Origin of the sequence: Nonomuraea sp. NPDC050790, from assembly GCF_044456745.1 — a bacterium.
Lineage (GTDB): Bacteria > Actinomycetota > Actinomycetes > Streptosporangiales > Streptosporangiaceae > Nonomuraea.
This window is the reverse complement of record NZ_JBITGF010000010.1, coordinates 218,954-230,833: the sequence shown is the minus strand read 5'-3', so window position 1 is coordinate 230,833 and position 11,880 is coordinate 218,954. Positions and strand designations below refer to the sequence as shown.

Sequence of the window (11,880 nt, the reverse complement as noted above, 5' to 3'; positions counted from 1 at the left end):
ACGTTCGTGACCTGCCTGTTGATGTATGAGGAGGTTCTGGTGAACGAGTTGTTCGAGCCGGTGACCGTGGGGAAGCTGGATCTTCCCAACCGGCTCTTCATGTCCCCGATGACCCGCAGCCGCGCCGGTGAGGGGGCGGTGCCCGGCGATCTGGCCGTGGAGTACTACGCGCAGCGCGCCGGAGCCGGGCTGATCATCACGGAGGGCACGCAGCCGTCGGTGATCGGCCAGGGCTACATGGGCACGCCGGGGCTGCACTCGAAGGAGCAGGTCGAGGGCTGGCGCCGGGTCACCGACGCCGTGCACGCCCGGGGCGGCCGGATCTTCGCCCAGTTGATGCACGCGGGCCGGGTCGGCCACCCGTGGCTGTACCCGGACGGCGCGCTGCCGCTCGGGCCGTCGGCCATCCCGTCGGGCGAACTGCTCTACACGCCGGACGGCATGCTGGAGCACCCGGCGCCCAAGGAGATGACGCTCGCCGACATCGGCGCCGTCGTGGACGACTTCGTCTCGGCCGCCCAGAACGCCATGGCCGCCGGGTTCGACGGGGTCGAGGTCCACGGGGCCAACGGCTACCTCATCCACCAGTTCCTGTGCGGCAGCGCCAACGTCCGCACCGACGCCTACGGCGGCACGCTGGCCAACCGCATCCGCCTGGCCACCGAGGTCGCCCAGGCGGTCGGCGACGCCGTCGGGCCCGAGCGGGTCGGCTTCCGCGTCTCCCCGCGCAACCCCAACAACGGCATCAGGGAGAAGGACCCCGCCGAGCTCTACCCGGCGCTGGTGCGCGCCCTTTCCGGGTACGGCCTGGCGTACCTGCACATCATGGAGTGGGACAGGGAGCTGACCAGGGTCATCAGGGCCGCGTGGCCGGGGACGCTGATCCTGAACCCGAAGGCCGAGCCCGGCACGCCGTCCGGGACCCCCGAGCAGGCGGCCGCGGCGCTGCGCGAGGGGCTGGCCGACGCCGTGACGTTGGGGGCGTACTGGCTGGCCAACCCCGATCTGCCGGACCGGGTGAGGGCGGGCGGGCCGTACAACGTGGCCGATCCCGCCACGTTCTACGGCGGGGACCACCGCGGCTACACGGACTATCCCGCCCTCACCGGATGATCAGGCCCAGGACAGCGTCACGTCACCGGCCTTGACGAACATCACGCGGTGGCCGAACTGGATCTGGTAGTAGAGGGTCTTGCCGCGGACCACCTTGTGGGTGGACGGGTCGATGGTGACCGCCCGGTAGTACTCGCCGAACTGGGCTCCGCCGAAGCTGTACTTCTCGCCCGCGGAGAAGGTGTACTGCAGCGGCGTGATCGGCTGGTACGGGATGTCGGCCGGGTAGGCCTCCTGCTCCGGGTAGGCCCTGCCGTACACGGGGACGGTCGCGAGGCCCTTCTTGGGCGTCACGACGAGACCCATGGACGGGATCGCGGTCGGGTTGGACGCCGGGTTGTGGAACCAGGCCTTCTGCCCGAGGTACCAGATGGCGGTCCATTCGCCCTGGCGGTCGGCCACGGCGTAGCGCTGGCCGGTGACGGCGCGGGCGCTGTGGTCGTAGACGCTGTAGATGGACCTTCCGGCGCCGCGCTTGCCGATGTCGTCGACAAGCGGCCCGTCGGGGCGCGGCTCCTTGCGCAGCCAGACGGTGGCGGCGCTGGTGGGCGGGCAGTCGAGCTCGGGCTGCTTGCGGTCGCAGCCGTAGAAGTACGGCTTGTTGGTCGCGAAGTCCGGCTTGATCATGACGGTGCCGGAGTTCGGGCCGCCGAAGGGGTGGAACGGCGCGCCGAGCAGCTTGAAGTAGCGGTCCCAGTCCCAGAAGGGGCCGGGGTCCTCGTGCATGCCGCGCACGGTCGTCGGCAGGGTGCCGGGCACGTTGTCGTGGCCGAGGATGTGCGCGCGGTCGAGCGGCACGCCGTGCCTGAGGGCGAGGTACCGGACCAGCTTGGCGGAGGTGCGGTACATGGCCTCGGTGTACCAGGAGCCGCGCTCGGCGAGGAAGCCCTCGTGCTCCAGGCCGATGGACTTGGCGTTGACGTACCAGTTGCCCGCCTGCCAGCCGACGTCCTTGGTCTTGATGTGCTGGGCGATGTGGCCGTCGTTGGAGCGCAGCGAGTAGTGCCAGCTCGCCGCGCGGGCCGGGTTCAGCAGCAGGTCGATGGAGGGCCGCCAGTACCCCTCCATGTCGTGGATGATGATGTAGTCGACCTTCTGGTTGAAGGGCCGGTTCGAGGTGTCGAAGTTGCCGTAGTTGCCGTTGGGTAGTTCGGCCTGCTTGGCCGGGATCCACTCGCAGGAGATCGTGGGCGGGCACTCGACGCCGTCACGGCGCGGGGGCTTGAGCCCGAGCTTGTCCAGCCACTCCTTGATCGCGCCGAGGCCCGGGATGCCGGTCAGCCTGACCTGCTGGCCGTCGTCGGTGGTGCGCTGAGCGCCCTGCTTGATCGTGGTGTAGACCTCGTCGGCGAAGAACTGGGCGGCTTCCTTCTCGGGCGCGCCGGAGTACCTGGCGACCGCGCCGTACCACTGGGCGGGGTCGTCGCTGAGCGGGGCGCCGAGCGCCTTCTGGTAGGAGGCCAGCAGCGCCGCGCCGCCGCGGATGTTGGCGGCGGCGTCGGTGCGCAGCTTCTCGTGGCTCTCGCCGGTCAGCTCGGCGGCCTTCTCCATGGTCCGCAGCGACTCGGGGATCTCGGCCGGTGCGGGCGGAGCCTCCTCGCGCGGGGGGAGGGGCCTGCTGTCGTCGCCGCGCGGGTCCTCCTCGCCCTCTTCATGGTGGTTCGAGCCGGTGTACGCGGCGGCGTCGGTCAGGTGCATGGGGCCGAATCCGGCGTCGCTGCTCGGGCGGCCGGAGTTGGCGTCCCAGCGTGACTCCAGGTATGAGACGCCGAGCAGCACGCTCTCCGGCACCTGGAACTCCTTGGCCGCCGCGGCGAACGCCTCCTGGCGGCCGGAGGGTTCGTCGGCGTGGGCCGCCGGAATGTTGAGTAACGGGAGCAAGGCGACGATCGCCAAGGCTCTGCGCATTCACTGCTCCTTGGACTGGGGGGCTTCAGGTGCAGTCAGCGTCTCAACATTTTCCTTCTCGGGCGAGAGTTTTGCGAAGGAATTTTTCACCCGTTAACGTCCCATGGGCGGACACGCGGCCCGCCCATGAGGGGAGTCGTCAGCCTTCGACCGCCGCTTCCAGGCCCTTGACGTCGATCTTGCGCATCGTGAACATGGCCTTCATCGCGCGCTCGGCCCTGACCGGGTCGGGGTCGCTGAGCAGGCGCGGCAGCGCGTTCGGGATGATCTGCCAGGACACCCCGAACTTGTCCTTGAGCCAGCCGCACTCGCCCTCCTGCCCGCCGCCCTCCAGGAGCCTGCCCCAGAGCTCGTCGACCTCCTCCTGCGTCTCGCAGTCGACGTAGAGCGACATCGCCTCGTTGAACGTGAACTGCGGGCCGCCGTTGAGCGCGAGGAAACGCTGGCCTTCGAGCTCGAACGTCACGATCATCGGCGTGACCTCGGTGATCCGGGAGTTCTTGAAGATCGAGACGTAGTGGTTCGCGGCTTCTTCCGCCTGGTTGTTGAACCAGAGGTAAGGGGTGATCTTCTGCATGACGTGCTCCTCTCGTGTGTCTGTATAGTCGCCAATCGGAAGTAGCTCCAGGTAGTGCCGCATTCACCGGTCCCGTGTGAAGGATTCACAGTGATCCGCGTGCTGATCGCAGAGGACGTCCGTATCCTCAGGGAGACCCTCACCGCCGTCCTCTCCCTGGAGGACGACCTCGAGGTGGTGGCCGCCGTGGAGCGCGGCGACCAGGTCGTCCCCGCCGCCCTGGACTCCGCCCCCGACGTGGCGGTCATCGACATCGACCTGCCCGAGCTCGACGGCCTCACCGCCGCCGCCGAGCTGAAGGAGAAGCTGCCGGCCTGCGCCACGCTGGTCCTGACCGGGCTGGCCAAGCCCGGCTACCTGCGCCGCGCGATGGCCTCGGGCGTCAGCGGATTCCTGCTCAAACACTCGCCCACCGGCGACCTCATCGACGCCATCCGCAGGGTGACCGCGGGCGAGCAGGTGGTCGACCCGCAGCTCGCCGTCGCCGCGCTGCGCAAGGTGGAAAACCCGCTGGCCGCGCGGGAGGCCGACGTGCTGCGCCTGGCCGCCACCGGGGCCGAGCCCGACGAGATCGCGGTACGGCTCTCGCTCAGCCGCGGCACGGTCCGCAACTACCTGTCGTCAGCCGTCATGAAGCTCAACGCGCGTAACCGGGTGGACGCGATCAGGATCGCCGCCGACGAGGGCTGGCTCTAGCGGCAGCACCACGGCCAGCGCGAACGTGCCGGGCGCTGACTCGATCGACAGCTCGCCGCCCAGCGCCTCGACGCGTTCGCGCAGGTTGCCGAGTCCCGAGCCTGGCTCGTGAACGACGGCGCGTACCCCGTCGTTGGCCAGGCGCAGCCCCGCCGTCTCGCCGTCCACGGCGAGCACGAGCGTGCCGTGGCGCGCGTCGCTGTGGCGCAGGACGTTCGTGACCGCCTCGCGCAGAACGGTCGCCAGCACGGCGTCCTGCGGGTCCGGCAGGCGGCGCGCGCTCACGTCCGCGCTCAGCTCGACGCCCGCGGCGGCCAGCACCGAACGGGCGGAGGCGACCTCGTCGGCGAGCGCGATCGTGCTGTAGCCGGAGGCGACCGAATCGATGTCGGACAGAACCTGGCGGGCGGCCGCCAGCCCGTCCGCCAGCTCCCGCCTGGCCGCGGCGGGATCGCGGCCCAGCAGCCGGACGGCCAGCTCCGCCTTGAGCACCACCACCGACAGGCCGTAGCCGAGCAGGTCGTGCAGGTCCCGGGCGAAGCGCAGCCGCTCGCGCGCCACCTCCACCCTGGCCAGCTCGATCCTGGCCGCCTGGATCCGGTCGGCCAGCCGCGCCATGCGCCACAGCGCGTAGACGATCAGCGCCCGCTCCACGACGTAGACCAGGCCGTAGGCGACGTCGAGCGCGTTGTCGGCCCAGCCGGTGACCGTCGCGTGGAAGTAGAGGTCGCCCAGGATCGCCGCCGCCGCGATCGGCCAGCGCACCCGCCCAGGCACCAGCGCCAGCACCGCGCCGGGCAGGTACGCCGCCACGTACCAGAGCTTCGGCCCCAGCGCCAGGCTCGGCAGGTAGGTGACCAGCACCAGCGCCGCCAGCACCCACGGCCAGTACCGGTCAGTACGCAGGCACGCGCGCAGGTGCAGCCCGACCACCAGCGCCAGCGACGCCCCGAACAACGCCAGCAGGTGCGGCGACGGCGGCGCCAGCGCCACCTGCCGCAGCTCCCTCGGCACGATCATGAGCAGGATCGTCACCACGACCAGCACCGACGCCACCCGGGTGGTCAGGTCCGCGGCCACCGGGCGGCTGCGCGCCTCCTGGCGGGTGGTGTGCGAGACCGACCTGACCTCCGTCAGGGCCAGCCGTGCCGTGTTCAGGCCCGTGTCGAGCTCGTGCCGGGCGCGCTCCTGGTCCGCTGCCTCCAGTACGGCTTCGCCGTGCCGTACCACCTGCTCCAGGCCCGCGCCGACCCGCTCGTTCAGCTCCTCGGCGAAGGTCAGCCGCTCCCTGGCCACCACCGCCGCGGCCAATCCCGCCTGGGTGCCCCGCAGGTCGGCGATCAGGTCCGTCAGGCGGACCACGCCGTACAGGGCGATGCCCACGAACGCGGTCTGGCCGAGCGCGACATACAGCGCCTCGCTCACCGCCGGCCGCACCGTCATCGTGGAGGCGAACTGGGCCGCCAGCACCAGCGCGAACCCGCCCCACTTCGGCCACGGCCGCCGGAACAGCAGGAGGACCGCGGCGGCCAGGAAACCCGTGTTGCCGTACCAGGTGGCGGGGAACAGCAGCAGGCCCGCCCCGGTCAGCGCCACCTGGACGGCCAGCGTCCACGGCCAGCCGGTGGGCCTGCGGCCGTCGGCCCGCCGTACACAATTGCGAAGGTGCAGGGCGAACAGGACGGTCAGCAGCGCGAAGGCCAGCGCCTTCATCGGCGCGGGATCCTCGGAGTAGACGACGCCGATGACCCCGCCGAAGGCGAAGCCCGCGCTGACCACGACCGCGACCAACCGGGCCAGGCGTAACGCCGGTGCGTTCATGGGGCCGCAGGGTACTCGCGGGGGCGGGCCGGTGAAAGCGCCCCTCCTCCGGTAGCGTGCCTGGCATGGGAGAGTTCGTGCGTGTCGAGGTGGCAGACCAGATCGCGACGATCAGACTCGATCGTCCCAAGATGAACGCCCTCAACGGGCAGGTGCAACAGGAGATCGGCGAGGCCGCCCGCCTGGTCGACGCCGACCCCGTGGTGCAGGCCGTGATCCTCTACGGCGGCGAGCGCGTCTTCGCCGCCGGAGCCGACATCAAAGAGATGGCCGACATGTCCTACGCCGACATGTCCGCCCACTCCCGCACCCTCCAGGACTGCTTCACCGCCGTGGCCAGGATCGGCAAGCCGGTGATCGCCGCGATCACCGGGTACGCGCTGGGCGGCGGCTGCGAGCTGGCCCTGTGCGCCGACTTCCGGGTGGCGGGGGAGAGCGCGAAGCTCGGCCAGCCCGAGATCCTGCTCGGCATCATCCCCGGGGCGGGAGGCACCCAGCGTCTGCCCAGGCTGGTGGGTCCGTCGAAGGCCAAGGACCTGATCTTCAGCGGCCGCCACGTGAGCGCGGCGGAGGCGCTGTCGATCGGGCTGGTGGACAAGGTGGTGGCCGACGACCAGGTGTACACGGCCGCACTGGAGTGGGCGTCGACGTTCGCCGCCGGCCCGACGATCGCGCTGCGCGCGGCGAAGCAGGCGGTGGACCAGGGCCTGGAGGTAGACCTGGACACGGGCCTGGAGATCGAACGCCTGCAGTTCTCCGGCCTGTTCGCCACGGAGGACGCGAAGGTGGGCATGCGAGCCTTCACGGAAAAGACCAAGCCCAAGTTCACCGGCCACTGACAAGGTCCTCCGCTGATCCGCACAGGAGCGCGCTTCGCGCGTGGGGGCGGGCTCCGGGCCGCGTCCAAGTGGGGGGCTCGGCGCCCCCCACACCCCCACAAAGGCAAGGTCCTCGCTCCGCTCGGGCAGCCTTGACGGGGGAGCCAAGCTCCCCCGCACCCCCTCGCCGGTGCCTCCCGGCCCCGGTCCCCGAGCCTTGGCCGGCGGTTCCCATCTAGAGGAACACCCGAAAAGCTGTGGGGGATTCCGCAGTCCATGTAGCGCCAAAGAAGACGTGGGTGGCCAAGATTTGAGCGGCCATGTAGTTCCCACACCGGACCGGTTCGGCAACACCGTCGGTCCGTCCGGCCAGCACGCCTGGATCGACGTCCCCGGGCGGATCGTCGGAACCTGATCACGAACAACGGCCGGTCGGCTTGAGAAGAAGTCGTTCTTGGCCATGCCGCAGTGCCGGGTCGGCTCTGGTTCTTCGCCGCGCAGCAGAGCGAGCCGCGTCCGCTGGGGGTCGCGCTTCTCGTAGTAGCGGGCGAAGTCCCCGATTCCGGCCGAGCAGCCGCCGTAACGCATGAAGTGCATCCACTCCGGCCGGTCCAGTTTCTGGATCCGGTGCGAGACATCGCGGTCCTGTCCAGGCCCGCGAGTCGTTCTGGCGTGGCCCTAACAGTCCGCGCCGGAGAATCCGCCACTCATGTGATCACCGTAGCGGATGTCTAGGATGTGCCGATGTCCCGGACGTACTGGAACACCAACGTCGCCCGCCACCCCGGCATCCTCCACAAGATGCCCGAAGCCTGCCGAGACGCGCTGGACGTCGGCTGCGGGGACGGTCTGCTGGTGGTGAAGCTGGCGGAGAAGGCCAAGCGGGTCACCGGCATCGACGTCTCACCGGAGATGATCGCCCTGGCGAGGGAGCGGGTCACACCGGGCGGGGACATCGTGCTGGTGGAGGGGGACTTCCTGGCCGCGGACCTGCCGAGGGAGGCGTACGACTTCATCTGCTCGGTGTCCACGATCCACCACATGGACTTCGAGGCCGGGCTGGTCAAGATGCGCGAGTTGCTCCGGCCAGGCGGGACGCTGGTCGTGGTCGGGCTGGCGAAGGACGTCAGCCTCGCGGACTGGCTGTTCAGGGTCCCCGGCCTCCCGGTCGTGTGGCTGGTCAAGAAGCTCCGGCGGGCGCACGGGCCGGAGGGGATGCCGGGGGCGGACGCACGGATGGGGTATCAGCAGGTCCGGAGCAGGGCGCGGGAAATTCTGCCGGGGATGCGGTACCGGCGCCATCTGCTGCGCCGCTACTCGGTGATCTGGCGGAAGCCTGCCGAATATGGGGGCTGATGCCGGTATGGTGACGGTTCATGATGCGCGTCCTGGTTCCTGTACGGCTGCGTAGGGCGGTACGTGGCTGGTTCGACTCCCGGTACATCTCGGTCGCGGATCATCGCCAGGACATCAAGGACGCCCTCTGGGAGGTCCAGACGCTCCGGCGCGAGGTCGTCACTCTCCAGGAGGAGGTCAGGCAGCTCACCTCCAGGACCGGCGACGCGCAGCGGCTGTCCAAGGAGACCGCGGACGCGCTCGACCACGTCCTGCAGAACGAGGTCCTGGTCTGGCAGGCGATCGACGGGCTCAAGGAGCGCTCGTGAGGGTCCTCTGGGACGGCGCCGCCCTGGACTTCCGCCTCGACCCCGAGGACGAGATCACCGGCCGGGCGGCCGACGATCACCCGGTCAAGCTCAGGACCACCTCGTGCGCGTTCGGCGGCGTGCCGGGCGACGCGCATCCCGACCTGTTCGCCGTGGCCGCCTGGACGGTCGTCGCCCCCTGGACGCGGCGGCGGATCATCTTCGACCGGCCCATCTCCGCCGAGGTGGCGGCGGCGCTGCACGACGGGTGGGGGATCGAGGCGGGGCCGATCGGCGGGGCCCCCAGGCGCCAGGGCCGGACCCTGGCGATCTCCTACAGCGGCGGCGCCGACTCCGTGGCAGCCGCGGCGATCTTTCCCGACGCGCCGTTCGTGCACTTCCGGAGGGTGCCCCACCCCAGGGTGCCCAACCGGTGGACCCACTACCGCTCCGACGTGCTGGCCGAGCTGGCCAGGAAGACCGGCCGCGAGCTGACCACGGTCACCTCGGACCTGGAGTTCACGCTCGCCGAGCCGCGCCCCGGCTACCCCGAGCACCACGCCGTCGCGGCGGGCGCGCTGCTGCTGGCCGACCGGATGGACCTCGGCGGGCTCGCGTTCGGCTACGAGCTCGGCTCCCGGTGGCTGGGCGGTGACCGGTATTTGCTGCGGTTCACGCCGGACAATCCCATGTGGGCGCCGCACGGGGCTTGGGGACGGTTGTTCGCCGCCGCGGGCGTGCCGATCGTGCTGCCGGTCGGCGGGGTCAGCGAGGCCGTGACGATGCGGCTGGCGCTCGGCTCCGAGCTCAGGGCCCAGGTCCGGTGGTGCCTGCGGGGGGCGGACGGGCCGTGCCGTACCTGCGGGAAGTGCCTCTACAAGGAGATCATCCAGGCCGCCGTGGAACGGCGGCCCCTCGACACGCCGCTCACGGCCGACCGCGCCGTCGTGCGCAAGTGGCTGCGCAAGCCGCCTTACGGCGGCATGGAGATGATCGAGTACGGCCTGGCCCGCATCCCCGGCGTGGAAAGTTCCATACTGGCCGGAGCGCTCGACTACTTCGACGCCACGGAAGAGTCCACGAGCTGGCTGGAGCGCTGCTACCCGCCCGCCCTGGCGGAGATCCCCGAGCCGTGGCGCGAGCCGGCGAGTGCATTCATGGCGGAGAACGTCGGGCTGATGACCCCCGGCGAGGCACGGCGCGTGGAGGAATGGGGATCGTGAAGGTCTACCTGTCGGTCGACATGGAGGGCGTGACCGGGTTGACCGACCCGGAGGAGATGCACGCGGGCAAGCGCGGGTACGAGCGCGGCTGCGAGCTCATGACCGCGGACGCCAACGCGGCGATCGAGGGCGCCTTCGCCGCCGGGGCGACGGAAGTCCTGGTCAACGACGCGCACGGCTCCACGAAGAATCTGCGGATCGACCTGCTCGACCCGCGCGCCACGCTCATCAGGGGGCCGGGCAAGTCGCAGCGGATGGCGCAGGGGCTGGACGGCTCGTTCCAGGCCGCCGCCTTCGTCGGCTACCACGCGATGGCCGGGGTGCCGCACGGCGTGCTCAACCACACCTGGATGGGCAAGGAGATCCAGAACGTCTACCTCAACGGCGAGGTCTGCGGCGAGACCAGGATCGTGGCCGCGTGCGCCGGGTTCCACGGGGTGCCGGTGGTGCTGGTCGCCGGGGACGAGGCGGTCGGCGAGGAGGCGCGCGAACTGCTCGGCGACGTCGAGACGGTCGCGGTCAAGAAGGGCATCGACAAGTTCTCCGCCGAACTGCTGCCGCCGAGCGTGGCCCAGGCCAGGATCCGCGAGGCCACGGAGCGGGCCCTGAACCGGCTGGCCGGCTTCCGGCCCTATGCGGTGGCGGCGCCGTACACGCTGGGGGTGGAGTGGAACTCCACCGCGATCGCGGCGGCCGTCGCGCTGATCCCGGGGGTGAAGGCGGCGGGGACGCGCCACACCGAGTTCACGACGGACGACTTCACGCAGATCATGGCGCTGTTCGGGCTGTTCGCGACCATCGGGGGTCAGGTGGCCTGCGGCAGCGGGCCCTACGGTTGACTTCCATCCCACGGCTGAAGCCGGGGGATTCCAGCCCTCACGGGGTGGGCTTCCTGCTTCACCGCCGGCCGCCCGCCCGGCTTGTGCCGGTGGGGTCTTACGCCAGCTCCACAGGCGTTTCATCTCTCCGCCAGCCCGGCGGCGAGAACGTTCTTGGCCGCGTTCACGTCCCGGTCATGGATCACGCCGCAGGCGCACTCCCACTCCCGGATGTTGAGCGGCAACTTGTCGTGAAGAACTCCGCAGGCCGAACACAGCTTCGAGGAAGGGAACCAGCGGTTCGCCGCCACGAAGGTGCGCCCGTACCAGGCGGCCTTGTATTCCAGCATGATCCGGAACTCCCGCCAAGTGGCGTCGGAGATGGTGCGGGCCAGGCTGTGGTTCTTGAGCAGGTTTCGGACGGCCAGGTCTTCCACGGCGATCACTTGGTTCTCGCGGACAAGCCGTGTCGTCACCTTGTGCAGGTAGTCCCTTCTGCGGTCGACAATCCGGGCGTACACGCCGGCCACCCTCAGGCGGGCTCTGGCCCGGTTCGCCGAGCCCTTCTCCTTGCGAGCGAGGGCCCTCTGCGCTTTGGCCAGCCTGCGACGGTCCCGCCACTCATGGCGCGGATTGACGATCTTCTCGCCGGTGGAGAGCGTGGCCAGAGCGATGATGCCCGCGTCCACACCTACCGACGCGTCAACCGGTGGCAGCGGTGCGATCCCCACTTCGACCAGCAGCGAGACGAACCAGCGTCCGGTCGCGTCCTTCGATACCGTCACGGTGGACGGCTCCGCACCCGCGGGAAGCGGGCGCGACCAGACGATCGCGAGCGGGGTGTCCATCTTGGCCAGTGTCAGCGTGCCGTCGCGCCAGCGGAACGCGCTGCGCGTGTACTCCGCGGACTGCCTCGACTTCTTCTTGCTCTTGAAGGTGGGGTACTTCGCGCGCTTGGCGAAGAAGTTCGTGAATGCCGTCTGGAGATGGCGGAGAGCCTGCTGGAGGGGGACGGACGACACCTCGTAGAGGAAGTCGTAGTCGCCACTTCGTTTCCACTCGGTCAGTTTGGCGGACGACTCCGCGTAGGAGGCATGACGCCCTTCGAGGGTGTAGACGCGGGTGCGCTCACGGAGGGCCATGTTGTAGACGAGGCGGACGCAGCCGAACGTCCGAGTGAGTTCGTCGACCTGTTCGGGGGTCGGGTAGAAGCGATACTTGTATGCCCGCTTCACGATCCGCGCCACGCCTCCCATTCTATCG

The 11,880-nt window shown here is 70.1% G+C and carries 10 protein-coding genes and 1 pseudogene; 7 read left to right on the top strand and 4 right to left on the bottom strand.

What is annotated here, in order from left to right; all coding sequences use genetic code 11:
• Nucleotides 1-39 precede the first annotated feature (39 nt).
• Nucleotides 40-1,113 carry an alkene reductase gene (locus ACIBEJ_RS41800; protein WP_397188500.1) on the top strand — a complete coding sequence of 358 codons (1,074 nt, stop codon included), beginning with the start codon at nt 40-42 and terminating at the stop codon, nt 1,111-1,113.
• Here ACIBEJ_RS41800 and ACIBEJ_RS41795 read toward each other — a convergent pair whose 3' ends face one another.
• Together ACIBEJ_RS41795 and ACIBEJ_RS41790 are read right to left on the bottom strand one after the other, a co-directional pair.
• Nucleotides 1,114-3,021: an N-acetylmuramoyl-L-alanine amidase gene (locus ACIBEJ_RS41795; protein WP_397188499.1), complete on the bottom strand. Its 1,908-nt coding sequence runs from the start codon at nt 3,019-3,021 to the stop codon at nt 1,114-1,116.
• Nucleotides 3,022-3,160: 139 nt separating this feature from the next.
• On the bottom strand, nt 3,161-3,598 hold the full coding sequence (locus ACIBEJ_RS41790) for a VOC family protein (RefSeq protein WP_397188498.1): 438 nt from the start codon (nt 3,596-3,598) through the stop codon (nt 3,161-3,163).
• A 90-nt stretch (nt 3,599-3,688) separates the two neighbouring features.
• On the opposite strand from ACIBEJ_RS41790, the gene ACIBEJ_RS41785 reads away from it, so the two are divergent.
• The gene (locus ACIBEJ_RS41785; protein ID WP_397188497.1) at nt 3,689-4,294 is read left to right on the top strand and encodes a DNA-binding response regulator; all 606 of its coding nucleotides are present in this window, start codon (nt 3,689-3,691) and stop codon (nt 4,292-4,294) included.
• Here the strand turns inward: ACIBEJ_RS41785 and ACIBEJ_RS41780 are convergent.
• A complete protein-coding gene (locus ACIBEJ_RS41780) occupies nt 4,220-6,115 on the bottom strand; it encodes a sensor histidine kinase (protein WP_397188496.1) in 1,896 nt (631 codons plus the stop codon). The two genes, ACIBEJ_RS41785 and ACIBEJ_RS41780, sit on opposite strands and share 75 nt — an antisense overlap.
• A gap of 65 nt (nt 6,116-6,180) precedes the next feature.
• On the opposite strand from ACIBEJ_RS41780, the gene ACIBEJ_RS41775 reads away from it, so the two are divergent.
• From ACIBEJ_RS41775 to ACIBEJ_RS41755, 5 genes are all read left to right on the top strand, one after another.
• A complete protein-coding gene (locus ACIBEJ_RS41775) occupies nt 6,181-6,954 on the top strand; it encodes an enoyl-CoA hydratase/isomerase family protein (protein WP_397188495.1) in 774 nt (257 codons plus the stop codon).
• A gap of 723 nt (nt 6,955-7,677) precedes the next feature.
• Nucleotides 7,678-8,289, top strand: coding sequence for a class I SAM-dependent methyltransferase (locus tag ACIBEJ_RS41770; protein WP_397188494.1), 612 nt, complete (start codon nt 7,678-7,680; stop codon nt 8,287-8,289).
• 20 nt (nt 8,290-8,309) lie between these two features.
• Nucleotides 8,310-8,597 (top strand): hypothetical protein, encoded by a 288-nt coding sequence (locus tag ACIBEJ_RS41765; RefSeq protein WP_379638331.1) that lies wholly within the window; start codon nt 8,310-8,312, stop codon nt 8,595-8,597.
• Entirely contained in the window at nt 8,594-9,799 is a 1,206-nt protein-coding gene (locus ACIBEJ_RS41760) for a DUF6395 domain-containing protein (RefSeq protein WP_397188493.1), read from the top strand. The genes ACIBEJ_RS41765 and ACIBEJ_RS41760 overlap by 4 nt, the downstream gene beginning before the upstream one ends.
• Nucleotides 9,787-10,638, top strand: a complete 852-nt coding sequence (locus tag ACIBEJ_RS41755; protein WP_397188492.1) for a M55 family metallopeptidase — start codon at nt 9,787-9,789, stop codon at nt 10,636-10,638. The genes ACIBEJ_RS41760 and ACIBEJ_RS41755 overlap by 13 nt, the downstream gene beginning before the upstream one ends.
• Here ACIBEJ_RS41755 and ACIBEJ_RS41750 read toward each other — a convergent pair.
• Nucleotides 10,629-11,873: pseudogene (locus ACIBEJ_RS41750) on the bottom strand (RNA-guided endonuclease InsQ/TnpB family protein). The gene ACIBEJ_RS41755 and the pseudogene ACIBEJ_RS41750 sit on opposite strands and share 10 nt — an antisense overlap.
• Nucleotides 11,874-11,880 lie beyond the last annotated feature (7 nt).

Excerpts from the sequence above, each read along its gene's own strand:
- ACIBEJ_RS41775 (WP_397188495.1), top strand. The coding sequence starts at position 6,181 with ATGGGAGAGTTCGTGCGTGTCGAGGTGGCAGACCAGATCGCGACGATC.
- ACIBEJ_RS41795 (WP_397188499.1), bottom strand. The coding sequence starts at position 3,021 with ATGCGCAGAGCCTTGGCGATCGTCGCCTTGCTCCCGTTACTCAACATT.
- ACIBEJ_RS41765 (WP_379638331.1), top strand. The coding sequence starts at position 8,310 with ATGATGCGCGTCCTGGTTCCTGTACGGCTGCGTAGGGCGGTACGTGGC.
- ACIBEJ_RS41780 (WP_397188496.1), bottom strand. The coding sequence starts at position 6,115 with ATGAACGCACCGGCGTTACGCCTGGCCCGGTTGGTCGCGGTCGTGGTC.
- ACIBEJ_RS41770 (WP_397188494.1), top strand. The coding sequence starts at position 7,678 with ATGTCCCGGACGTACTGGAACACCAACGTCGCCCGCCACCCCGGCATC.
- ACIBEJ_RS41755 (WP_397188492.1), top strand. The coding sequence starts at position 9,787 with ATGGGGATCGTGAAGGTCTACCTGTCGGTCGACATGGAGGGCGTGACC.
- ACIBEJ_RS41790 (WP_397188498.1), bottom strand. The coding sequence starts at position 3,598 with ATGCAGAAGATCACCCCTTACCTCTGGTTCAACAACCAGGCGGAAGAA.